20 protein-coding genes and 4 tRNA genes are annotated in these 23,634 nt (G+C 69.8%); 12 read left to right on the top strand and 12 right to left on the bottom strand.

Features of this window, described 5'->3' with window-relative positions:
- Nucleotides 1–86: 86 nt before the first annotated feature.
- Nucleotides 87–1,955, bottom strand: a complete 1,869-nt coding sequence (locus R8G01_16045) for an ABC transporter ATP-binding protein (protein MDW3215511.1) — start codon at nucleotides 1,953–1,955, stop codon at nucleotides 87–89.
- 75 nt (nucleotides 1,956–2,030) lie between these two features.
- Between R8G01_16045 and R8G01_16040 the strand changes: the two genes are divergently transcribed.
- A complete protein-coding gene (locus R8G01_16040; GenBank protein ID MDW3215510.1) occupies nucleotides 2,031–3,611 on the top strand; it encodes an alpha/beta hydrolase in 1,581 nt (526 codons plus the stop codon).
- A 70-nt stretch (nucleotides 3,612–3,681) separates the two neighbouring features.
- Here R8G01_16040 and R8G01_16035 read toward each other — a convergent pair.
- Nucleotides 3,682–3,769: transfer RNA gene (locus R8G01_16035), tRNA-Ser, on the bottom strand.
- A gap of 173 nt (nucleotides 3,770–3,942) precedes the next feature.
- On the opposite strand from R8G01_16035, the gene R8G01_16030 reads away from it, so the two are divergent.
- Entirely contained in the window at nucleotides 3,943–4,566 is a 624-nt protein-coding gene (locus R8G01_16030; protein ID MDW3215509.1) for an ATP/GTP-binding protein, read from the top strand.
- Complete coding sequence (locus tag R8G01_16025) at nucleotides 4,563–5,924, top strand: hypothetical protein (protein MDW3215508.1); 1,362 nt, start codon at nucleotides 4,563–4,565, stop codon at nucleotides 5,922–5,924. Before R8G01_16030 ends, R8G01_16025 begins: the two co-directional genes overlap by 4 nt.
- Nucleotides 5,925–6,010: 86 nt before the next feature.
- Here R8G01_16025 and R8G01_16020 read toward each other — a convergent pair whose 3' ends face one another.
- Nucleotides 6,011–9,259, bottom strand: a complete 3,249-nt coding sequence (locus R8G01_16020; protein MDW3215507.1) for an SdrD B-like domain-containing protein — start codon at nucleotides 9,257–9,259, stop codon at nucleotides 6,011–6,013.
- 103 nt (nucleotides 9,260–9,362) lie between these two features.
- On the bottom strand, nucleotides 9,363–9,674 hold the full coding sequence (locus R8G01_16015) for a putative quinol monooxygenase (protein ID MDW3215506.1): 312 nt from the start codon (nucleotides 9,672–9,674) through the stop codon (nucleotides 9,363–9,365).
- Nucleotides 9,675–9,948: 274 nt separating this feature from the next.
- On the opposite strand from R8G01_16015, the gene R8G01_16010 reads away from it, so the two are divergent.
- Genes R8G01_16010 through R8G01_15995 form a run of 4 tightly spaced genes read left to right on the top strand, consistent with a single transcriptional unit; the run spans nucleotide 9,949 to nucleotide 13,881 of the window.
- Nucleotides 9,949–10,389, top strand: coding sequence for an SRPBCC family protein (locus R8G01_16010; protein ID MDW3215505.1), 441 nt, complete (start codon nucleotides 9,949–9,951; stop codon nucleotides 10,387–10,389).
- Complete coding sequence (locus R8G01_16005) at nucleotides 10,386–11,681, top strand: FAD-dependent oxidoreductase (GenBank protein ID MDW3215504.1); 1,296 nt, start codon at nucleotides 10,386–10,388, stop codon at nucleotides 11,679–11,681. The genes R8G01_16010 and R8G01_16005 overlap by 4 nt, the downstream gene beginning before the upstream one ends.
- Nucleotides 11,678–12,454 carry a DUF1365 domain-containing protein gene (locus R8G01_16000; protein MDW3215503.1) on the top strand — a complete coding sequence of 259 codons (777 nt, stop codon included), beginning with the start codon at nucleotides 11,678–11,680 and terminating at the stop codon, nucleotides 12,452–12,454. Before R8G01_16005 ends, R8G01_16000 begins: the two co-directional genes overlap by 4 nt.
- On the top strand, nucleotides 12,451–13,881 hold the full coding sequence (locus R8G01_15995; GenBank protein MDW3215502.1) for a cyclopropane-fatty-acyl-phospholipid synthase family protein: 1,431 nt from the start codon (nucleotides 12,451–12,453) through the stop codon (nucleotides 13,879–13,881). Before R8G01_16000 ends, R8G01_15995 begins: the two co-directional genes overlap by 4 nt.
- Here the strand turns inward: R8G01_15995 and R8G01_15990 are convergent.
- A complete protein-coding gene (locus R8G01_15990; protein MDW3215501.1) occupies nucleotides 13,845–14,801 on the bottom strand; it encodes a DMT family transporter in 957 nt (318 codons plus the stop codon). The two genes, R8G01_15995 and R8G01_15990, sit on opposite strands and share 37 nt — an antisense overlap.
- A gap of 62 nt (nucleotides 14,802–14,863) precedes the next feature.
- Between R8G01_15990 and R8G01_15985 the strand changes: the two genes are divergently transcribed.
- Nucleotides 14,864–17,305, top strand: a complete 2,442-nt coding sequence (locus R8G01_15985) for a hypothetical protein (protein ID MDW3215500.1) — start codon at nucleotides 14,864–14,866, stop codon at nucleotides 17,303–17,305.
- A gap of 3 nt (nucleotides 17,306–17,308) precedes the next feature.
- Here R8G01_15985 and R8G01_15980 read toward each other — a convergent pair whose 3' ends face one another.
- From R8G01_15980 to R8G01_15970, 3 genes are read right to left on the bottom strand one after another with little or no spacing between them, the layout of a single operon-like run.
- Complete coding sequence (locus R8G01_15980; protein ID MDW3215499.1) at nucleotides 17,309–18,028, bottom strand: alkyl sulfatase dimerization domain-containing protein; 720 nt, start codon at nucleotides 18,026–18,028, stop codon at nucleotides 17,309–17,311.
- Nucleotides 18,025–18,633, bottom strand: a complete 609-nt coding sequence (locus R8G01_15975; GenBank protein MDW3215498.1) for an MBL fold metallo-hydrolase — start codon at nucleotides 18,631–18,633, stop codon at nucleotides 18,025–18,027. The genes R8G01_15980 and R8G01_15975 overlap by 4 nt, the downstream gene beginning before the upstream one ends.
- Nucleotides 18,634–18,678: 45 nt before the next feature.
- On the bottom strand, nucleotides 18,679–19,017 hold the full coding sequence (locus tag R8G01_15970; GenBank protein MDW3215497.1) for a DUF6204 family protein: 339 nt from the start codon (nucleotides 19,015–19,017) through the stop codon (nucleotides 18,679–18,681).
- A gap of 140 nt (nucleotides 19,018–19,157) precedes the next feature.
- Between R8G01_15970 and R8G01_15965 the strand changes: the two genes are divergently transcribed.
- Nucleotides 19,158–19,292 carry a hypothetical protein gene (locus tag R8G01_15965; protein MDW3215496.1) on the top strand — a complete coding sequence of 45 codons (135 nt, stop codon included), beginning with the start codon at nucleotides 19,158–19,160 and terminating at the stop codon, nucleotides 19,290–19,292.
- Nucleotides 19,293–19,309: 17 nt separating this feature from the next.
- Here R8G01_15965 and R8G01_15960 read toward each other — a convergent pair whose 3' ends face one another.
- The 4 genes from R8G01_15960 to R8G01_15945 all read right to left on the bottom strand — a co-directional run bounded on the left by R8G01_15960 (nucleotide 19,310) and on the right by R8G01_15945 (nucleotide 23,071).
- Nucleotides 19,310–20,116 (bottom strand): crotonase/enoyl-CoA hydratase family protein, encoded by an 807-nt coding sequence (locus R8G01_15960; GenBank protein ID MDW3215495.1) that lies wholly within the window; start codon nucleotides 20,114–20,116, stop codon nucleotides 19,310–19,312.
- Between the two features lie 80 nt (nucleotides 20,117–20,196).
- Nucleotides 20,197–20,877, bottom strand: coding sequence for a hypothetical protein (locus R8G01_15955; protein ID MDW3215494.1), 681 nt, complete (start codon nucleotides 20,875–20,877; stop codon nucleotides 20,197–20,199).
- Between the two features lie 18 nt (nucleotides 20,878–20,895).
- On the bottom strand, nucleotides 20,896–21,378 hold the full coding sequence (locus R8G01_15950; GenBank protein ID MDW3215493.1) for a glycine/sarcosine/betaine reductase selenoprotein B family protein: 483 nt from the start codon (nucleotides 21,376–21,378) through the stop codon (nucleotides 20,896–20,898).
- A 70-nt stretch (nucleotides 21,379–21,448) separates the two neighbouring features.
- Complete coding sequence (locus tag R8G01_15945; protein ID MDW3215492.1) at nucleotides 21,449–23,071, bottom strand: CAP domain-containing protein; 1,623 nt, start codon at nucleotides 23,069–23,071, stop codon at nucleotides 21,449–21,451.
- A gap of 239 nt (nucleotides 23,072–23,310) precedes the next feature.
- Here R8G01_15945 and R8G01_15940 point away from each other — a divergent pair.
- From R8G01_15940 to R8G01_15930, 3 genes are all read left to right on the top strand, one after another.
- Nucleotides 23,311–23,383: transfer RNA gene (locus R8G01_15940), tRNA-Glu, on the top strand.
- A gap of 16 nt (nucleotides 23,384–23,399) precedes the next feature.
- Nucleotides 23,400–23,474 (top strand) — tRNA-Asp (locus R8G01_15935).
- 64 nt (nucleotides 23,475–23,538) lie between these two features.
- Nucleotides 23,539–23,611 (top strand) — tRNA-Phe (locus R8G01_15930).
- Nucleotides 23,612–23,634: the final 23 nt, after the last annotated feature.

The raw sequence follows: 23,634 nt of genomic DNA, 5'->3' as shown, positions 1-23,634 counted from the left end.
TTGCCGGGCTCGATCTTGCGGGAGAACCGAGTCCGGCGAGTCGGTACGGAACCACCGACCGACGCCCGCCCGGTCGGCGTGGTCACTCAGGCCGTGAGGAGGTCGCCGGCGCGGAGCTGAGCGGCGTAGAGCCCGTCGTTCGCGACGAGTTCGTCGTGATCGCCGATCTCGACGATCGTGCCGCCGTGGAGGACCGCGATGCGGTCGGCCGAACGCACGGTCGACAGCCGGTGGGCGATCACGAGTGCGGTGCGGCCGTGGAGCGCGGCCTCGATCGAGGCCTGCACGTGCGCTTCGTTGTCGTTGTCGAGATGGCTCGTCGCCTCGTCGAGGATCATCACGGCCGGGTCTTTGAGGAGCAGTCGGGCGATCGCCAGCCGCTGCTTCTCGCCGCCGCTCAGGCGGTAGCCGCGTTCGCCGACCACCGTGTCGTATCCGTCGGGCAGGGATGCGATCGTGTCGTGGATCCGGGCGGCCCGGCACGCCTCGACGATCCGCTCGTCGCTCGCGTCGGGTGCCGCGTAGCGCAGGTTGTCGCCGATCGACTCGTGGAACAGGTGCGGGTCCTGCGACACGACGCCGATCGCACGGCGGAGTGAGTCGAGCGTCAGGTCGCGCACGTCGTGCCCGTCGATCCGGACGGCGCCGCCGGTCACGTCGTAGAGGCGAGGGATCAGCGACGACAGCGTGCTCTTGCCGGCCCCCGACGCACCGACGAGGGCGACGGTCTCGCCCGGCTCGAGCACGATCGACAGCCCGGTCAGCACGTCGCGGTCGGGGTCGGCTCCGGGGATCGCCTGCGTCTCCATCGACGCGATCGACGACTCACCGGCCGGCGGGTACCGGAATGTGACGTCGTCGAACTCGACGCGTCCGACCGGGTCGACGAGGTCGACGGCCGACGGCTTGTCGGTGATCGGCTCGCGCGTGTCGAGCACCTCGAAGACCCGCTCGAACGACACCATCGACGTCATCAGGTCGACCCGGGCGTTGGTCAGCCCGGTCAGCGGTTGGTACACCCGCGTGACCAGCGTCGCGAGGGCGACCAGCGTGCCGGGCGTGATGTCGCCACTGACGACCAGCTGCGCCCCGATGCCGTAGATCGCGGCGGTTCCCAACGCGGCGACGAGGCCGAGCGCGACGAAGAACACGCGCCCGAGCATCGCCGCCCGCACGCCGGCGTCGCGCACCGCGTTCGCCTGCCCGGCGAACTTCTCGTTCTCACGGTCGAGCGATCCGAACAGCTTGACCAGCGCCGCACCCGACACGTTGAACCGCTCGGTCATCTGCGTGTTCATGGCTGCGTTGTGCGTCATCTGATCGCGGGCGATGGTCTGCAGGCGGCGACCGACGCGGCGGGCCGGGATGATGAAGATCGGCAGGACGATCAGCGCGAGCAGCGTGAGCCGCCACTCGAGGAGCAGCATGGTCGTGAGCGTCGTGACGAGGACGATGACGTTGCTGACGACACTCCCCAGCGTGCTCGTCACCGCCGACTGGGCACCGACGACGTCGTTGTTGAGCCGGCTCGTGATCGTGCCCGTGGGTGTGCGGGTGAAGAAGGCCAGCGGGAGACGTTGCACCTTGGCGTACAGCGAACGCCGCAGGTCGGCGATCAGACCCTCACCGACCCGCGCGCTGCACCAACGCTGGACGATCTGGAGTGCGGCGTCGGCCAGCGCGGCGAACACGGCGATCCCGGCGAGCCACCAGATGGGTGAGCGGTTGCCGTCGGCCTGTGCGTTCGGGATCGCGACGTCGAGGATCCGGCGCACGATCAACGGCGGGACGAGGGCCAGCAGTGCAGCGAGCACGATCGCCGACAGGAACACGATGATCGTGCCGCGATACGGCTTCGCGAAACCCCACACCCGCCGGGCGGTGTCGCGCGCCAGCGTCGCGTCCTTCACGGCGTCGGTGTCCCGAGGCATCATGTGGTGCGGGCCCATACGCATGCGGGCAGGCTACGCGTGCGAGGCGACGTTCCGGCTCGCCGCCCCGACGGCGGGGACGGCTCGTACGATGTCCCGATGCCCGGACGCCTCGTCGGACTCGTGATCAGCCTCGCCGTGGTCACCACGGCCTGTTCGTCGGGAGACAGCGGGGCGTCGACCACCTCCACCGCCGATCGGGTGGACAGGTCGGCACCGACGAACACCACGGGCACGACCGACATCACCGACGAACCCGCCGCAGACGACACCGGCGACGGGCCGACGATCGACGTCGACGCTCCCTTCGAGCCGGCGCCGGTCGAGTGGGAGTCGTTCGACGACGACGTCGACGTGGCGACCTTCGACGTCCCCGTCGACTACGGCGATCCCGACGGGGCGACCATCGAACTGTTCCTCGCCAGGTTCCGCGCGATCGACCAGGACAACCGCATCGGCACGCTGCTCGTCAACCCGGGTGGGCCGGGATTCGGCGGTTCCGACTTCGCGTTCTTCGCCGCGCAGATCTTCGATCAGCCGCTGCTGGAACGTTTCGACATCCTCGGCTGGGACCCCCGCGGCACCGGTGAGAGCGAGCCGGCGATCGACTGCATCGACGACTACGACCGGTACTTCAACGAGATCGACGCAACGCCCGAGACCGACGACGAACGCCGGCTCCTCGTCGACATCGCCGAGGAGTTCGCAGCGGAGTGCCAGGCCGAGAACGCCGACATCGTCGAGTTCGTCGGGACCAACAACAGCGCGCGCGACATGGACACGATCCGGCGAGCGCTCGGTGAGGACACGATCTCGTACTTCGGGTTCAGCTACGGCAGCGAACTCGGAGCCACCTGGGCGACCCTGTTCCCCGACACCGTGCGGGCGGCCGTGCTCGACGGCGCATCCGATCCCGCCGCCGATGCGTTGGAGTCGAGTCTCCAGCAGGTCCAGGGGTTCGAGGCGTCGCTGGCGACGTTCCTCGCCCAGTGCAGCGCTCGCGAGGACTGCGCGTTCCACAACGACGGTGACGCGGAGACGGCGTTCGACGAACTGATGGCACAGCTCGACGCCGACCCCCTCGCGAGCGACGGCGGACGTCCCCCGGTCAACCGTGACGTGGCCACGACCGGCGTGGTGCAGGCGATGTACTCCGAGACGTTCTGGCCGGTGCTCGAGGAGTCGTTGGCGGCCGCTGCCCGCGGTGACGGCAGCGGACTGCTCGAACTGGCGGACCGCTACTACCAGCGCATGCCCGACGGCACGTACGGCAACGAACTCGAGGCGTTCCAGGTGATCTCGTGCGCCGATACCGCCGAACGCAAGACGGTCGAGGAGACCGACGGCGAGAACGACCTGTTCACGGCGGTCGCCCCCCGACTGGTCCCCGAAGGGTCGGCAGGTGGCTACTTCTGCACGTTCTTCCCGCCGGCACTCGACCCTCGGGTCGACATCGACACGGCCGGCGCGGGGCCGATCGTCGTGGTCGGCACCACCGGCGACCCGGCCACCCCCTTCGACTCGACGGTGCGGATGTCGAACACGCTCGAAGACGGTCGCCTGATCATCGTCGAGGCCGACCAGCACACGGGGTACGGCGTCAACCGGTGCGTCATCGACATCGTCAACGACTACCTGATCGACCTCGAAGCACCGGCCGACGAGACCGAGTGCCGCTGACGTGCCACCAGGTGCCGCCGGACGCGCAACGACCGCCGGTGACCCGGTGGGTCGAGCCGACGGTCGTCGATGGCGGAGAAGGTGGGATTTGAACCCACGGACGCTTGCACGTCGCACGCTTTCGAGGCGTGTCCCTTCGGCCGCTCGGGCACTTCTCCGCCGAGCAAGCTAGCGGGAAACGCCTGCGACGACGACTGTTACGGTTCGAGAACACTGTCATCGTGGATTCAAGAGCAGGTCACAAGGAACCGATACATTTGACAGGAAGCTCACATACTCGGACGGGGGCGGCGCGATCGTCGCCACAGCAGGACCACGAAGGAGGGAACACATGACGCACGCTGCAGTGCCGCGCGCCGAGCACGTGTTCAAACTCCTCGTCACCGGCCCCTACGCCGCCGGGAAGACGTCGTTGATCCAATCCGTGTCGCAGACCCCGGTCGTCGGCACCGACGTCGAGACCTCCGGCACCGAATCCGAGGTCAAGACCCACACGACCGTGGCGATGGACTTCGGGAGCTACTCCCTCCACGACGAGGCCGGCGACAGCGACGTCCGTCTGCTGCTGTTCGGCACCCCCGGGCAGGCCCGATTCCAGTTCATGACCGACATCATGAAAGGTGAGGTCGACGCCGTCGTGTTCGTCGTCGACGCCGACGCCACGCACACCCATGCCGAAGCCGGCGCCGCGATGCGGGCACTCCTCGCCGACATCCGTGTACCGGTGGTCGTCGCCGTCAACCGGTGCGACGATCCCGAGTCGGCCAACGTGCTCGCCCGCCAACTCGGCGCGCTGCTCCGCGAGGCCGCCGTGCCCTGCCAGCTCATCCATCCCGAGTCCGCGCGCGACGTCACGATCGAGGCGCTCCTCGCCGTCCTCGACCGGCTCGAACGCGCCGACGTCCGATTCCTCGAACCGCTCGAGCGCGTCCTGGCCCTCGCCGGAGCAGCATGACCTTGGAGCGTGAACACGTTGCCGAGCTGTTCGGTCTGGCCGGCACCTTCCCGCGACCGGGTTGGGTCGTGCTCGACGCGGCCCGCGACCATCGGTTCACCGGCGAGTTGGTCTTCGTCGTCGAACCCGAGGTGCGTGTCTACTTCGATCGTGGCGCGATCTATCTCGCGGAACGTTCCCTCGACCCGGGCCTCGGCGCACGCCTCGTCGACGCCGGGGTGCTCAACGCGGCTCAGCTCGAGCACGGGGCCATGCGGGTCGGCGACGGCGAGTACCTCGGTCGGCTCTTCGATCGGGTGCCGTCCGTCAGCCGCCAGACGACGCTGGTCGTCACCGAGATGATGAACGACACGTGCATCGCCTGGCTCGCGCGCCAGAACGTCGCCGACGTCGAGTCGATGCCGTACCGGCGCCATCCCTCCGGCGTCCATCACTGGACCCGCGACGACGGCAGCCACGAGCTGCACCCCGGCGATCCGCTCCCCGCCCCCGACCCCGCCGCCCGACCGGTGGAGATCACCCCACCCGAGTCGGTGTTCACCGGCGTCACGCACGATCACGACCCGCTGATCCACTGGGACGAGCCATCGTGGCTCGACGACCGGCCCGGCGTGTCCGGCACGCTGCCGCCGGTGGCGAGCGCGGCATCGTCCTCGCTCGACGACGACTGGGTCGACCAACTCGAGTGGGCCGGCCTCCCCGAGCCCGGGACCGACCCGCTCACCCCGACCGCCACACTGCCGAACCTTCCGGTCCAGCCACCCGATCGTTTCGAACTGATCTGGCCGTCCGGCCACATCGACGACGACTTCTCCGAGTCGGTCGAGGGGGCCGACGACCTCGATCGCACCGGTCCGACCGCACGGATCGCCAGGTCGTCGACATCGGCGCCAGACACCGAGGCGCCTCCCGCCGACGACGCCGGACTCTGGGACGTCGAAGCGTCGCCGCCGTCGTTCGGGCCAGACGACGACTCGCCCGTCACGGCCAAGGAGCCCGACGAGCTCGAGATGACCGACGACGTCGCGCTGTCGATGCGGCGTGCCGTCGCATCGATCGAGACCGGGTCGCTCGCCGCCCGCCGTCGGCTCGCCGAGGCTCCGCTGAACGACGATTCGTCCCGAGGCACCGATCTCGTGGTCCCCGGCCGCGTCGCCACCCGTACCGAGGCCGGCCTGCGCAGCGTCACCAACTTCGACGAACACGGAGCGCGTTCCGTGTTCGACGAACCGAGCAGGAGCCCCGAGCCGGCTGCGGCCACGCCGCTGCCCATCGGTGCGCACCCCGAGACGCACGCCCCCGAACCGCAACGGGTGTCGGCACTGCGGCGGCTCATCGGCGGACTCCGCCGCCGCTGACCCACCCGCCCCCTGCTGCGTGGTGAGGCCCGCGCTCGACCGACGCCGGGTCGGCGCACCGTTCCATGTGCTCGCCGAGCACGAACTCAGACGGTTCGTGCTCGCCGGAGCGGGTCTCGGATCCCGCCGAGACGACGGCGACGATCGAGCACCAGGAAGCCGATGCAGAGCAGCGACAGCGGCACGAGCACCGCAGGGACGACGATGTCGATCAGCGGTGTCGGCGGTCGTCGCACGAGTCCCATGCGAACGACGCCGTCACGGTTGTCGCTACCGCGTCCCAGCTCGACCGGCTCCGACATCACGAATCCATCGCGGCGCAGCAGTCGCGCCACGTTGCCCGACTGGGCACCGACGGCCTGGTCGTAGCCGACCAGCGGCCGGCCCTGATCGAACTCCGACGCCGGGATCGCCACGCGATACCGACCGGCCGGGAACGAGTCGAAGAGGAAGCGCCCGGTGGCGTCGGTCGTCGTCGCGCCCACCCGCCTGCCGTCCTCGGCGAGGATCTGCACGACGACACCGTCGATGGCGTGCTCGACCCGTTCGGTGTCGGCATCGGCCTCGTCGACCCAGATCGCACCGGAGATCCCGAACAGCTCGACGGCATACCGGTCCTCGTCGTCCTCACCGCGAACTCGACCCGGGTCCGAGTCCTCGTCGTTGCCGGAGTCGCTGATGATCTCGACCGAGTTCTCGACCGACGTCACCGTGGGATCGGTGACGAGCAACTCCATGTCGATCACACGCGTGCCACCCGGCGGGACGGACCCGGCGTCGCCAAACGACCAGGTCACCGATCCCGTACCGATCGAACTCGGCGGCGTCGACGTCACCCCGGTGACCCGCAACGACGTCTCCCGCGGCAGGTTCGCCCGGACCTCGAACGGGCCGGAGGCGAGGCTGCCCTCGTTGCGGATCTCGATCCGGAACGCCACGATGCCGGCGTCGACCATCGCGTCGCCCGCCGACGTCGCGATGGAAAGGTCGTAGCGGTCACGGAGCCCGAAGTCGTACCCCATGGCGATCGGGCTGACGGTCGGGTCGGCCGCCGGATCGGCGGTCCACACTTCCATGAACGCGATCGATGACCGTCCGCCCCGCGTCGTGCCCGGCGACGCGTCGCTGTCGAGGTCGTCCCGATTCCCGACGTTCGCGATGGTCGGAACGAGGCCGGTGTGCGGGCCGATGCCCGTCAGGGCACCCAATCCCGAGCGTCCGTTGCGGTCGGCGAGCGCGAGGACGTAGCGGGCACCCGCCTCGATGCCGTCGGACACGTTGCCGTCGTCGAACGCGTAGGCGCCCTGCTCGTCGGAAACATCGACCGACACGACGACACCATCGGCGTCGATGAGTTCGACCGCCACGCCGACGACCGGCCCGTCGCCGGGATCGCGGATGCCGTTCGCGTCCCGGTCGTGCCAGATCGCGCCACCGATGCTCGGAGCCGGCCCGCCGCACATGACGGCCAGGTCGCCGAGGCCCGATGCGTTGCCGAACGACGACCCGGGCTCGGCGACACGCCCGTCGACGATGCGGACGCCGTGGGCGCGGTCGCCGTCGTCGGTGGTGTGCCACGCCAGACCACCGGCGCTCCAGGCATGGTCGGCGGTGATCGGATTCATGTGCGTGGCGACGATCTCGGACCGTCCGGGCAACCGGGCGACCGAGCCGAGCGCCGTCTCGGCCTGCCAGCCGTAGCTGTCGCCGTCGAAGAACTCCCAGCCGTTCCCCACGCCCCCGTCACAGCCGGGCGTCCCCTCGATGACCCAGCCGCCACCGCGCCGACACGCACGCTGCAGGTCGCCGGCGGCGACCGTCTCGGTGATGTGTCGCGTCGAACCGTCGAACGCCGGCACCTCGGTGTCGGGAGCCGTCTGGTGCGACCAGCGGTCGCCGACGGCGATCACGAGGTTGCCGGATGCGTCGACGACCAGGTCGGTGATCGCCGGCTGCGGATACGAGACGGCCTGGTGCTCGTCGTCGAACGGGAGGGCGTCGACCCACGGGTGCCAGGAGGCGTCGTTCGAGACCAGGTCGGTCGAGTGGGTCTCGCCGCGGTCGCCGGACAGGGGCCACGCCAACCGTTCCACGAACGAACCGCCGCTCAGGGCGTACACGTGACCGACGAGCCGATCGTGATCGCCGCCGCCCGGCCCGAGCGCCCCGCGCTCGCGCACGGCACGGCCGGGTTCGACCGACGACTCGCCCGAACAGACGACGCCGATCAGCAGGTCGTCACCGTGCCATCCCAGGCCGAAGGCGCGGAGGTCGCCGTACCGGTTGGTCGGCGACACCGCACAGTCCGTCCGACCGAGGGCGGCTCCGTCCAAGCGGCGGCGACGGTCGATCCGGCCCGTCGTGGCGTCGATCTGGACGAGTTCCCGTCGACCGAGGTCGACCGCGTACAGCGTCGTGCCGTCGGGCGAGAGTTCGATGTCGCCGATGCCCGTCGTGAACACGGCGGCCATGGCACCGACATCGTCGATGTCCTGGCCGTCCGGCGGACCGTGCGGGTCTGTCGTCGTCGGGTCGAGGACGACGAACAACTCGGGTGCCCCACCGGGAGGGATCCGGTAGATCACGGTCGGGTTGCCGATCGGGTTGAGTTCGGTCGTCAGGGCCGTGTGCCGCTTCGTGAAGGCGGCGGAGTACAGCGTGCCGTCGGCGGCAGCGGCCTGTCCGTAGACGGTGCCCACCTCGCCGACGGTCGCGAGCACGCTCGACGACGGCGAGAGCCACTCGTCGATCGAGTTCGACGACGACTCGCCGTCGTCGATCGCGGCGTTCGACACCACTCGGATCGCGGGCTGATCGGCGAGGTCAGCGGCCCGGGTGGTCACGTAACACGGGACCGCGACCGCGGGCCGCGACGCGCAGAACCCGTCGAGCGGGTAGACGCCGAGGTTGCCGAGGGGACGGCCGTCGCAGTCCGATGGCGTCTCGGCGAACTGCACGACGTGTCCGCCGTCGGGCCCGGGACGTCCGGCGGCGTGGCCCTCCGGGAGTGCGAACTCGAGCCGGATCGGATACGCCAGCTCGGGCAGATCGATCGACCACGAACCGTCGAATCGGGTCGTCGCGCTGCGACGCGTCCCGTCGACGTCGACCACGACGACGTCGACACCACCGACGCCCGGCTCGACATCGTCGGCGCGCCGGTCGTGTTCGAGGGTCTCGACCCGGCGCCCGTCGGCATCCAGATCGTGGAACACGACACCGCCGCACGCGGTCGACGACGACTCGGCAGCGACCGCTGCAGTGCCCGACCCCAACGCTCCGAACGCGCCGAACCCCAGCGTGACGACGGTGAGAAGGCGGGTCGTGCGAGACATGGACGGCGGTTTTCGGCGAGGTGGTGCTCGCACGGATATCGGCACGTCCTGCCGGTTTCTTGACGATTCCGGCCGTGGTCACGGCCGTGAACCGCCGCCCGAATCAGACGTCGAGTCCCTTCGCCGCGATCGGCGACATCATCGTCAGCTCGGGCCGTCCGGCGAGCAATCCGCCGAAGGCTCCCATCGCCGACCGCATGCCCTCACCCTTGCCGTGCACGTCGATCGCGGCCTGGTCGCGGTACAGCTCGAAGAAGTAGTACACGCCGGGCTCGTCGGAGGCGGCGTGGGCGCTGTACACCTCGAGCCCTTCCTCCTCGGCGGCCGCCTCGATCACGCCGCGCAGCGCGACCTCGAGTTCGTCTGCCTTGCCGTCGGCAGCGGTCAGCTTCGCGATGAGAGAGATCTTCGACATGCCGGCAACGTACCGAACCCGAGCTGCACCGCAGAAGCCGGAGCAGGCGCAGGAGCCGACCAATCCGTCGGCCGTCACCGTCCGAATCCTCGACATGGCAGGCTGGAGGCGCGTGACGACCGCACTGGATCGACGTTTCGCCACCGCACGGTGGGGGCACCTTCGCTGCAACCCGCCCCGGCGGTCTGCATCCGTTCGTGCCATCCGTTCCGTATCACCGGGTAGCGAAGCACCTCAGACGTGCCGCCACCGAACCCGAGGAGCACCCGACACCATGGCCCGATACCGCACCACTGTCCGCACCGACCTGTCCCCCGCCGAAGCGTTCGCCTTCATGGCCGACCTCCGGAACTTCGAGGACTGGGACCCGGGCGTGCAGCGTGCGACCCAGGTCGACGGTACCGGCGGCGGTCCTGACGCCTCGTTCGACGTCGTGGTCGACGCACCGGGCACGGGCCTCACCCTCCGTTACGTCACGACCGAGTACGACGAGCCACGCCGCGTCGTCGTCAAGGCCGAGAGCAAGATGTTCACCTCGCTCGACCGGATCGACGTCGAACCCGACGGCACCGGGTCGCTGGTCACGTACGACGCCGAACTGAGCCTGAACGGGCCGCTCGGGGTGTTCGACCTGCTCCTCCGCCCGGTGTTCAACCGCATCGGCGGGCGCGCCGACACCGGCCTCCAGCGGGCGCTCGACGGGGACAAGGTGTGAACGGACCCCGCCAACGGATCGCGATCGTCGGGTCCGGCATCGCCGGGCTCGCGTGCGCGCACGAGCTGGGCCCCGACCACGACGTCGTGCTGTTCGAGGCCTCGTCGCGACTCGGCGGCCACGCCAACACCGTCGACGTCGACGATCGCGACGTCGGCCGGCTCGCGATCGACACCGGGTTCATCGTCCACAACGACCGCAACTACCCGAACCTGGTCCGCCTGTTCGAAGAACTCGACGTGCCGACCGTCGACACGGAGATGAGTTTCGGGGTCACCGACCGCGACCCCGACTCCCCCACCACCGGATTCACCTATCGAGCGACCAGTCCGAACACGCTGTTCGCCGACCGCCGGAACCTCGTCCGACCGGCGATGTGGCGGATGCTGCGCGACATCGTGCGGTTCTATCGGCACGCCGAGGCGTTCCTCGACGACGGCGACGACATCACCACGCTCGACGAATTCGTGACCCGGAACGGGTACGGCCGCGAGTTCACCGACCTCCACCTCATCCCGATGGGGGCGTCGGTCTGGTCGGCCGACCCGAACGCCTTCGGGGCCTTCCCCGCTCGGAGCCTGTTCACGTTCTTGCGGCACCACGGTCTGCTCGGCGTCGGCGATCGGCCGCAGTGGCGAACGATCCTCGGTGGTAGCCGCGTGTACGTCGATCGCATCGCCGACCGGTTCGCCGGCGAGATCCGCACCTCGACCCCGGTGCAGCGCCTCGAACGGCCGGCAGCGACCGGCGCGGGCCCGACCGTCGTGACCGCCGACGGGCGTGAGACGTTCGACCGCGTGATCGTCGCCACCCACAGCGACCAGGCGCTCAGGATGCTCGCCGAGCCCACCCCGACCCAGCGCGACGTGCTCGGAGCGATTCGATTCCAACCGAATCGAGCGGTGCTGCACACCGATGTCGGCCTACTCTCGCCGCGGCGGCGCGCCTGGGCGGCGTGGAACTACGACCGGCGCAGCGCAGACCAGGACGCTGCGACGCTGACGTACGACATGACGGCACTCCAGCATCTTCCCGGATCCGAGCGCTACCTCGTGAGCCTCAACAGCACCGACCACATCGACCCCGACCGCGTGATCCAGACCTTCGACTACGCCCACCCGGTCTTCGACGGGCCGGCGATCCGGGCCCAGCAGCGCTTCGACGAGATCGACGGCGTCGACGGCTTCCATTTCTGCGGGGCTTGGTGGGGCTACGGCTTCCACGAGGACGGGATCGCCTCGGGCCGTCGTGTCTGCGATCGAATCGCCTCCGCAGCCGGGGTGCCGGCGTGAGGGCCGGCGGGCCCGCAGTGTGCGAGGGCACCGTCCTGCACCGACGCCGACGGCCCGCCGTTCACGAGTTCGCCGCGCCGCTCAGCCAGGTGTGGATCGACCCCGACGACCCCGCCGACCTGTGCGATCGCCACCCCCTGTGGTCGGCGCGCAGGCCGGCGCCCGCCCGGTTCCGCCGGTCCGACTACGGCGACACGACGACAGGCTCGCTGTCCACCGGGGTGCGCGACGCGCTCGCACCGACGATCGGGAGCGCTCCGACCGGCGATGTCCGCATGCTGACGCAGGTGCGTCGATGGGGCTGGCTGTTCAACCCGATCACGGTCTACGTGGCGTGGGACTCCGATCCGGACGTCCCCGTCGGCGCCGTGCTCGAGGTGACGAACACCCCGTGGAAGGAGCGGCACCGGTACCCGGTCGCGCTCACCCCACCGAACACCTCCGGTTGGATGACCGCGACCACCGACAAGGAGCTCCATGTCTCGCCGTTCCTCGACGAGGAATTCCGGTACGACCTCCGGCTCCGCGGATCAGCGGGCCGGATCGAGTTGGAACTCGATGTCGTCCCTCACGGCCACGACGACCCGACCCTCCTCACCGCGATGTCGGTCGACCGGCGCGCCGCGAGCCGTGCGTCACTCGGCGCCAACCTGCGCGCCAACCCGTTCCCGACCCACCGCGTGTCGGCGGGCATCCACGCCCAGGCGTTGCGCCTGTGGCGCAAGCGGGTTCCGTTCGTCCCCCATCCCTCGAAGCGAAAAGGCAACGCATGAGCTCCGACGTCCTGACCGATCACGAACACGTCGGCGACATTCCCGTCCGCGACCGCCGTCGCCCGCACCGCCGCGACGAGAACCTCCCCGACGACCGGCCCGTCGACATCGTCGACCGCCGGCCGGCGTCGCGAGCCGACGTCCAGGCCGATCGCCTGCTCGCCCACGCCAACACGTCTCGGTCGGTGTCGTTCGCCGAGCGTTGCACCGGGCGGGTCGCCGCGCGCGTCCTGCACGCGTTGCTCTCGCGGCTCGGCAGCGACCGACTCGACGTCGCCGAGCGGATCCCCGGCCACGCGGCCCGAGACCGCTCCTACGGTTTCGACGACGGCCTGACGGCCCGGGTGGTCGTCGTCGACCGCCGCGCCTACTCCGCCGTGTTGACCGAGGGTTCGATCGGATTCGGTCGCGGCTTCATCGAAGGCTGGTGGACGTCCGACGACCCCGTCGCGGTCGTCCAGGTCGTGATCCGCAACATGGGCACGTTCGACCGGATCCGGAACCGCTGGGAGTCGGCGACCGGGTGGGCGACCGACCGCATCCGGACACTCCGTGCCCGCGACAGCCGAGAACGCAACCGTGACGACATCGGTGCGCACTACGACATCGGCAACGACTTCTTCCAGCTGTTCCTCGACGAGACGATGACGTACTCGTCGGCCGTGTTCCCGACCGCCGACACACCACTGGCCGACGCGAGCCGGCACAAGTACGACCTGCTCCTCGACCTGCTCGACCTCGATCGCGATCACCATCTGCTCGAGATCGGGACGGGTTGGGGCGGCATGGCCATCCGTGCGGCCGGCCGCGGGAACCACGTGACGACCACCACGATCTCCGCCGAGCAGTTCGCAGAGGCGCGGCAGCGCGTGGCCGACGCCGGGCTCGACGACCGGGTCACGGTGCTCGACGCCGACTGGCGCGACCTCGACGGACGATACGACCGGATCGTGTCGATCGAGATGATCGAGGCGGTCAACTGGCGCGACTACGACGACTTCTTCGCCACGATCGAGCAGCGGCTGCGGCCAGGCGGCCGTGTCGCACTCCAGGCGATCGTGCTCCCCGACGACCGCTGGCACCGTGCGAAGAAGACCGAGGACTTCATCCGACGCTTCGTCTTCCCCAACGGGTATCTCCCGTCGGTCGGCGCCATCGAGGAGTCGCTGGCACGGGCCACCCGGCTGCGGGTCGCCGAGGTGCACGACTACGCCGAGCACTACGCCGAGACACTCCGTCGATGGCGGGAGCGCTTCGATGCACGCCTCGACGAGGTCGCTGCGCTCGGACTCGACGAGCGATTCCAACGGCTGTGGCGCTTCTACCTCGCGTACTGCGAAGCCGGGTTCCTCGAGCGGCACTGCTCGGTCGTCCAGATCCTCATCGAGGATCAGCGACCCGCCGGTCGATCGCCCGCGAACGGCTGATCGCCGGACGGGCCCGACGACCCGGCGGTGACCACGACGGCGACGCCGGCGACCACGAGCAGCCCACCGAGCACCTCGACCCGGCCGAGCACCTCGTCGCGTATCAGCCAGCCGAAGAACACGCCGAACAGCGGAATCAGGTAGGCCGTCGCGGCTGCCTGCGTTGGCGTCGCCCGCCGAACGACCGTCGCCATCAGGGCGAACGTGACGGCATTGGCGGGGATCGCCGCGTACAGCAGCGGCACGAACAGCCCGACCGACCAATCGGTGTCGCCGACCCCCTCGACCGCGACAGCGAACGGCGCCAGCACCACCGCCGACATCCAGAGCTGGACCCCGACGAGCATGATCGGCGAGACCGCGCTGAAGTCCTTCCACTTCATGAACACGGTGCCGAACGCCCAGGCGAGCGCCGAGAGCAACAGCGAGACGGCACCGATCAACTCACCGCCACCGTCCAGGGCCGGCGACGCGAGCACGGCCGTGCCGACGAAGCCGATCACCAACCCGACGATGCCGAGCGGGCGGATCTTCACGTGGAGCAGCACCAGCGACAGCGACGCCGTGAACAGCGGCATCGTGCTCGACATCAGCGACGCGAACCCGGCCGGGATCCGGTTCACCCCGAACACGAGCAGCGCGCTGGAGACCGTCGTGATGCTGAAACTGACGACGAAGATGCGGGTGAGCACGGCACGATCGGTCGGGAACCGTTCGCCTCGGCCGTGCGCCAGACTCACCAGGAAGGTCCCGCCGATGACCGTCCGCATGGCCGCCACCGAGAACGGCGGTGCGTGATCGAGGGCGTACTTCAGTGCCGTGAAGTTGCCACCGATCAGCGCCGCGACCACGACGATCGTGATCATCACGAACGTCGGCGTGGCCGCGGTCGGCGACGGCGAAACCCGGTTGCTGGACATCGATCGGCCACTCCTCGACGGCGGACCCTATCGATCATGTAGCTCTGCTAGGAACAGGGTCCATGTCTCGACTCACCTGGTTCGTCGTCGCGTCGCTCGTGGCGACGATGTCGTGGTCCGTCGGCTCCGGAGCCCCACTCGACGCCGCCTCGACCGGATACCGACCGTTGCCCGCCCCGCAGCGGCTGCTCGACACCCGTCCAGGTGAGCAGACGGCCGACGGCGACTTCGCGGGCGGCGGCAAGCGCAGGGCCGATTCGACGCTGCGCCTCGATGTGGCCGGACGAGCCGGGCTCGCCGAACCGGTCGGCTCGGTCGTGCTGAACCTCACGGTCGACCAACCCGACGCCGCCGGCTTCCTCACGGTGTGGCCGTGCGACCAGAGCCGGCCGACGGCCTCCAATCTCAACTACGTCGCCGGTCAGGTCGTCGCCGTCGCGGCGATCTCGCGCGTGGCCCCCGACGGTCAGGTCTGCGTGTACACGCTCGCCCCCACCCACATCATCATCGACGCGGCCGGCGAGTTCCCCGCCGACAGCTTCGAGCCGCTCGATGCACCGGAACGCCTCGCCGACACGCGTGAGGGCGAACGCACCGTCGACGGCCGGTTCGCCGGCGACGGCCTCCGTGCGGCCGACAGCACCTACTCGGTGCAGGTGGCCGGGCGCGGCTCGCTGCCAGCCGGCGCCACCGCCGTCGCGCTCAACGTGACCGCCACCACCGTCGGCGACGCGGGGTTCCTCTCCGTGTATCCGTGCGACGCCGATCGACCGCTCGCCTCCAACGTCAACTACGAGCCGGGGCTCACCACACCGAACCTCGTGTTCAGTCGGCTCGACCCCGACGGCCGGGTCTGCGTGTACACGCTGCGGGCAGTCGATCTCGTCATCGACGTCGCCGGCTCGCTGCCCGTCGACTCGTTCGTCCCGCTGCCCGAGCCGCGCCGACTGCTCGACACACGGCCGGGTGAGTCGACGTACGACCAGACGTTCCGCGGTGGCGGGCTCCAACTCGACGGGGCGACGCTGCAACTCCCGGTCGCCGGTCGGGCGCAGGTGCCCGACGACGCGACCGCGGTGGTGCTCAACGTCACGAGCACCGGTTCACCGACGCCCGGCTTCGTCACCGCGCACCCGCAGGGCTCCGGACTCGCCGCTGCCTCGAACGTCAACTTCGTCGGCGGCCGCACGGTGGCGAACCTCGTCGTGGCCGCGCTCGGGTCGACCGGTGACGTGTGCCTGTTCACGCGTGGGTCCACCCACCTGGTGGTCGATGTCGCCGGTTGGCTCACGGGGCCGCCACCGCCCACCGCTGCGCGGTCCTGCCCGGGGCGCATCGCGCCCGAGACCGCCGAGACCTACCGCGCCACCCACATGCGGCGTCCGGCACTGCTGCGAGCCGTCGGCATCGACCGGGTGGGGGTCCACCTGTGCCGGATCCCGGCCGACTCGACCCGGTTCAACGGCGATCAGCAGCACACCGCGACCGATCAGGACTTCGCCGACCTCGCCAACGCCGAGGTCGCCCCGTACTTCGCCGCTGCGTCAGGCGGCGCGTACACGGTGGAGTTCGTCGCCAACGGGACGATCGTGGCCGACCGCGACGACGGACCCGAGGACTGCATCCAGGCGGCCCTCGAGCTCGCCGGCAGCTCGTTCACCAATGTGCTCGTCGCGGACTCGACGCTCGCGGGCGGCGGCTTCGCGAGCCCCGGAACGATCTTCACGTCGTCCTCCGGGCCCGACTTCGACGTGTTCGACCGGACGCCGCTGCAGGCACGCCGCGGCGGCTGGGTCGGCGGTGCCACGATCTCCGAACGACCGAATCCCGGCACGATCGCGCACGAGCTGGGTCACACCCTCCACTGGCCACATTCGTACGTCGGACTCAACGACGAGTACGACAATCCGATCGACGTGATGAGCAGTGGATTCGGATGGTGCACGATCGGCACGCTGTCGTACCAGTGCGAACCCGGCAGCACGCTGGCGCTGAACCGACTCGCGTCCGGGTGGCTGCGCAACGGCCAGGTCATCGCGCACACGTCGGGCACCGTGAACTACGTCCTCGATCGCCCCACTGCCGGCGGCCTCCAGGTCATCGTCGCTCCCGACCCGGTCGAACCGCAGAGCATGCTCACGCTCGAGGCCCGCCCCGCCGTCGGCGACGACGACTTCATCGACAGCGAGGGCGTGGCACTCCACGTGATCGATCAGCAGCAGCGGTTCGGCAACCTCAGCGGCCTCAGCACGTCGCGCATCCAACGCCAGGCGATCGGACCGGGCGACAGCTACGACCACGTCCTCGCCGTCGGCGACACCACGACCGTGCACGGGTTGACGATCACCGTGCTGCGTCGGGTCGGCGACATGTTCGAACTGCGCGTTGCCGGTACGTACCGACCTCCCGACGACGCGTTCTTCACCGAATCGATCGCGCTTCGGCCGGCATCGTGTGCGACGTTCGAGTTCGCCGACGCGCTCGACGCCGGCTGCGTGCTCTGACCGTCAGTCCTCCCCGATCGACAGCACCATGTTGGGTGCCGGCGTCTCACCGGTGACGACCGCCTCGGAGTCGGCCGTGGCGGATCGGAAGATGCCCTTGGCCATCAGCGACGTCTCGGACCGCCGGCGCGCGGTGTAGATCGTCGCACGCGCCTCGTGCGCGAGCTGCGACTCGGGGTCGGCGTTCACGGCGTACTCGATCAGTTGGCACGCCAGACGGTGCTCACCCGCTCCCGAGAGCTCGACCGCCCGGTCGACCAACACCTCGACGCCGCCGACCAGCGACGCCACCTCGATCCCGATCTCGGCGTCGGACGGCGGTTTGAGGCGCGCCGGGTTGCCGTCCCACCAGCCGCCGTAGAGCCGCCAGATGTTGCGGATCACGAACTCGGGCTCGTCGTACATCGGCCGGAGGTACGGCAGCGCCAGCGTGTCGGCCGGCACCTCGACCTCGTGCACGATCTCGTCGAGGCGGGCGCCGGCGTTCATCGCGTCGACCACCCGTTGCACCAGGGTCTCGAGCGTCGACGCCACGGTGTCGAGGCAGTGCCGGATCCGCGCCTGACCGGCGATCGGCAGACCGTGGGCCGGCACGAACAGTTCGACGTCGCGGCTCGCCATGTCGCGCAGCGACGCCGCCCACTCCAGCGGGTAGCGCTGCACCTTCTGCGGGTTGCCGCAGTTGGGGAAGTTCCAGATGAACTGGTCGCCCGCGCTGATCATCCGTGCTGCGGGATCCAGGTCCAGGTGTGGTCGTCGGTCTCGCCGAGGCACGCGTTGAACTCCATCTCGATCCCGCCGATCCGTTCGACCAGCCGACCGTCATAGGTCACATCGGGCCGCAGTGTGCCGGTCGGGAGGAAGGGCCGATCGGCCGCCGCACCGACGTCGCGCGCCGCCCCGCCGAACTGACGCAGGTTGATGCGCTGGTTGTACCCGTTGGTCGCCGCGTACCGATCGAACCGCGGGCCGACACGCTCGTGGCCGAGCACGCGCGGCACCGGCCGGTCGTGGCGCAGGGCGTCGGCGGCGAAGTCGCGCGATCCGCCGACGTGGTCGGCGTGGCCGTGCGTGTAGACGAGGGTGTGGACCGGCGCGTCGCTCCAGCTGCGCATCGACTCGACCACCCGCTTGCCGGTTTTGGCACTGCTCGAGTCGAACGCCACGATCCCGTCGCCGGTGTCGATCATCACCACGTGGCTGAACGACTCGACGATCGCGACACCGTCGGCGAGTTCGGACAGTTCCTCGGTGACCCGGTTCGGGGCCGTGTCGACGTTGCCTGAGTCGATCATGCGGGCCGACAACTCCAGCGGGTGCTCGCTCATGACGCGAGTCTGGTCGGCACCTCGACGTCGGCCGTGATCGGAGGTTCAGCTCGGCGAGCGGCGTCTCGCCGCGTCGTCCCACATCGCGGACAGGTCGACGACGTCGACGCGCAGATCGCGGTACCCGAACTTCATCGTGGTGAGGAACCGTTCGGCCTCCTCCAGACTCTCGACGCCTGCCGCGTCGGCGTCGTCGGCACGGCACTCGTACCGCAGGTTGAAGAAGTCGATCCGGTCGTCGTAGGTCAGCGAGCCCTCCGGCGTGTAGGCGGACACGAAGATGTCGTGTTCGGCACGTGCGCTCTCGAGGTAGGCGCGCGACCGCTCCGACAGCTCGTGAAACCGTCCGCGCACGGTGACGCGGAACGTCCGGTCGGCATCCATGGGGAACGACCGTACTCGGACGCACCCGTCACCGAGTCGGGGGTTCCCGGTGACGGTGGCCGGAACGATCACCTCCGACTGCAACCGAACCGTCATGTTCCCCGAGTTTCGCCCGGCGCGGGCCGGGGTACCCGGACCGCATGGACAGCGACCACGACCCCAGCAGCGCCGAGCGCAACGCCTCGTTCCCGGTGATCGAGCTCCCCGGTGACGACATCAGCGCGGTGGTCCACCCCTTCGAGGCCGCCGAACGCGTCCTGGCCGCCGTCTCCTGAACCCGCCGGGCCAGGCGTCAGTCGGTACCGAGGTCGGAGAAGTCGCCACCGCGCCCGGCTCCGTCGGCGAATCGTCGAGCTCCGTCGATGCCCTCGGCGGCCACCACATCGCGACCGCCCTCCCACTCTCGGACCAACGCCTCCCGGACCGACAGATCGCCCGAGGTGCGCGTCGAACGACGATCGGCGCGCACACACGCCTGCGGGAACCGGGCGATGTCATGGGCCAGCCGTTCGGCCCGTACCCGCGCCTCCCCCTCCGGCACCACGTACTCGCACAGACCGATCCGCTCGCATTCGTCGGCCATCACCTGTCGACCCGTCAGCACCAGGTCGAGCGCCCGCCCCTGACCCACCAGACGCGGCAGGCGAACCGTGCCTCCGTCGATCAGCGGCACACCCCAGCGCCGGCAGTAGACCCCCATGTAGGCGGTCTCCTCCATCACCCGGATGTCGGCCCACAACGCGAGTTCCATCCCGCCGGCGACCGCCGGCCCGGCAACCGCCGCGATCACCGGTTTCGAGAGTTCGAGCCGACTCGGCCCCATGGGACCGCGCGGGGACGCGTCGTCGGCATCGAACGCGAGACGGTCGATGCCGTCGTCGTCGGTCGACAGCGACGCCGCGTGCTTGAGGTCGAACCCGGAGCAGAACGCTCCACCCTCACCCCAGAACACCGCGACCGCTGCGTCGGGGTCGCGATCGAACGCGACGAACGCCTCGTACAGTTCGCGCGCGCTCGTCGGGTCCATCGCGTTGCGGGCCTCCGGCCGCGAATGAACCACGGTCCAGACCGACCCATCGGTTTCGATCCGTACGGTCATCTCACCAGCTTGGTCGCCCGGGCGTCACGGAGCCGAGCCGCAACGCCACGCGAGGGTCGCGAGTGTCGACGGTGCGGCGGTCACCGATGTCCGGGGGCCATGTAGAACCAGACCGGGTGGGGAGCACCCTGGGCCTTGATCGCCCGGCGGGCGGCGAGGACCGTCGCTCCGGCCTCGGTCGTCTCGAAGAACCACGCCTCGGCGGCGCGTCCGCCGGGGGGCGGACCGGTCACGAGTTCGAGCGCCGCTTCTTCGTAGTAGGTGCGGATGTCGTGGCAGACGGCGGTCGTGTTCGTGCCGGGAACCGGGTGCTCGTTCCAGTCCGCTCCACCGGCCCACTCGTGCAGCACCGCGAGCGCCTCGGGCACCGTGTCGGCGTCGATCACACGACCGACCGACGTGACGCCGCGTCGGGCGCGCGCTCGCTCGTAGGCGGCGCGGAGGCCGTTCGCCTCGTCGACCGCAGGTGGCAGGGTCGGGTCGAAGCGGGGCGGGATCGTGCAGGCCATCGGCGTCTCGTCGGCTTCGATGACCACCGGGTGGGCCTCGAGGACCGGGCCGTCGGCGGCGAGGAGATCGAACGCCCGGCGGAGGACGTCGTGCTGGAACTCGGCGTCGGCCGGGTGGCCGAGCGGCCGTCCGAGCGGGAAGTTGCAGTACAGCGCCCTCGGCGGAGCCATCCGCTCGACGACCTCCCACATGGAGGCCAGGACGATCGTGGCCAGACCGGCCGCCTCGAGAACGTGGGCGAGCGTACTCACGGTACGCGTGCACAGTGGTCAAACGGGGGTGAGCACCACCACGTCGACGCCGTCGGCGAGCAGGTCGGCCGCACAGGCCGGGCCGGTGTCGAGCCGGAGCTCGCTCACGGTGTCGGGCTGGTTGCCGGCGAACGCATAGTGACGGGGCGCCACCGCGCCGATGACGCCGGCCTCGGCGAGTTCCTCCAGCCGGTCGATCGGGTAGACGACGTTGAGGTCGATCGCGAAGCCGCTGTGGTCGAAGTTGGGGCTCCAGTGCCCGAGGACCAGGTCGCGGTCGGCCCGGTCGATCGTGCGGTACGAGGTGTCGCTGCGGGTGAATCCGTCGTCGCCCTGACGGTGCAGGGCCGCCGACGTGACGATCGCGACCGTGGCGTCGGCGAGCGGCCGCTCGAGAGTGGTGAAGGCCGTCCGTTCGAACTCGGGCACCGCCGATGCGGCTCCGAGTGAGCGCATGCGCGCGTCGCCGGGTGAGGATGCACCTGCTGTGGGGGTGGGCATGTCGAGATGGTGACAGGTGACGGCGTCGCACACGAAGCCGAGCGATCGATCGGCTGATCGACGCGGCGGATCAGTCGGCGAACATGTGGGTGCCGTACCAGCCGGAACCGTCGACGTGGAGCCCGATCCCGATCCGGGTCCATCGCGGGTCGAGCATGTTCCGGTAGTGACCGGGACTGTCGACCCACATGTCGTGCAGCGCCGTGGCCGCGGCCGCGGCGCTCATCGACGAGAGGCTGTGCCAGGCGATGTTCTCGGCGTATCCGGCACCGCTGTGGCGGAAGCCGCTGCGCGACATCTCCTGCGACCAGGCCAGCGCTTGTGTGGACATGCCGGGGTCGTACACGACCGGGCCGACGCCGTGCGCCGCACGGAGTCGGTTCAGCAACTCGAGCGACGTGGCCGAGGCGGCGTCGCTCGGCGCCGGTGCGGTGGCGGTGGCGGGACGGGTGTCGAGCAGTCGGGCGGGCGTGAGCGACCGGTAGTCGCTGCGCGCCGGGAAGTACCCGTCGATGTCGACCACGAGGTGCGCACGAGCGTGCGTGTAGATGCAGACCTTGCCACCGGAACCGACCTTGGCGATGATCCCGTTCGCGATCGTCGCGCCCGACCCGTAATTGATCGTCGACGCCTCAGGACGCGACGAACCACACGGGTACACCGTGGCGAACCCCGCACCACCGGTCTCGGTCGCCGTCAGGTTCAACGCCACCGCCGACGCATCCGACGCACTCCCGCCGCGCCCCGTCACATCCAACTCCAACACGCTGCCGGCAGGCCGCAGACCGCCACCCGCATCGCGACCGTCGACCGTCGAGTTGCCGGGGCGGGTGTCGAGCAGGCGAGCCGGAGCGAGCGGTCGGTAGTCGCTGCCCGAGGGGAAGTAGCCGGTCACGTCGACGACGAAGTGCGATCGGGCGTGGGTGTAGATGCAGACCTTGCCACCGGCGCCGACCTTGGTGACGACCGAGTTGGCGATCGTGGCGCCGCGTGCGTAGTTGATGGTGGACGACGCGGGGCGTGCGGTGCCGCACGGGAACACGGTGGCGAAACCGGGGGCGCTGGTCTCGGTCGCGGTGAGGTTGACCGTGACGGCGGCCGCATTGGAGGCGGTGCCGCCGCGGCCGGTGACGTCGAGTTCGTAGAGCGACCCACCGTGGCGGGCGCCGACGCCGGCGTCGCTGCCGTCGATGGTGGACTGCCCGCTGCGGGTGTCGAGCAGTCGGGCGGGCGTGAGCGAACGGTAGTCGCTGCGCGCCGGGAAGTACCCGTCGATGTCGACCACGAGGTGCGCACGAGCGTGCGTGTAGATGCAGACCTTGCCACCGGAACCGACCTTGGCGATGATCCCGTTCGCGATCGTCGCGCCCGACCCGTAATTGATCGTCGACGCCTCAGGACGCGACGAACCACACGGGTACACCGTGGCGAACCCCGCACCACCGGTCTCGGTCGCCGTCAGGTTCAACGCCACCGCCGACGCATCCGACGCACTCCCGCCGCGCCCCGTCACATCCAACTCCAACACGCTGCCGGCAGGCCGCAGACCGCCACCCGCATCGCGACCGTCGACCGTCGAGTTGCCGGCGGTCGCCGGTTGACCGGGCGCCAGCGCGACCGTGGCCACGAGCGCGATGACACCGAGGGCGGTGGCGCATCGGGTGCGAACGAGACGTGAGGTGGGTGTCGGCATGTGGCGTGGCTCTCCGGTTCGCGCCCGTGGGTCGACACTCTGGCAGACGGCGTCATTCGAGCGCAACGTCACCGTCATCCAATTGACATATTTGGCAGAAGTCTGACGGGGCGTAGCGGCTCGAACACTTTCCGTGGGACTGGCCGTGGAGCGGCGCCGAACACGGAAGGTGGAAGAAAGGGTGGAACACTCCTACGCTGGTGATAGGTTTTCGTCGCTCTCAACGAGTCGAAGTTCCTGCCCCCATCGTCTAGTGGCCTAGGACACCACCCTTTCAAGGTGGCGGCACGGGTTCGAATCCCGTTGGGGGTGCGCAATACAACCTCCAGGTCCCGTGGTGAAGTCTGGAGTTCACGCCGGCCTGTCAAGCCGGAGGTCGCGGGTTCAAGTCCCGTCGGGACCGCTACAGGGCCGCCGCAAGGCGGCCCTGTGCATTATCACCGGGCGTTCACCACGCCCGGTCACACGGTCGAGTAGCTCAGTTGGCAGAGCACACGCCTGAAAAGCGTGGGGTCCGGGGATCGACGCCCCGCTCGACCACTCGAGAAGCCCCTGGTAGATCG

The organism is Ilumatobacteraceae bacterium (assembly GCA_033344875.1).
GTDB lineage: Bacteria > Actinomycetota > Acidimicrobiia > Acidimicrobiales > Ilumatobacteraceae > Ilumatobacter.
Note: the sequence above shows the minus strand (reverse complement) of the source record. Positions and strands in the feature narration are given on the sequence as shown.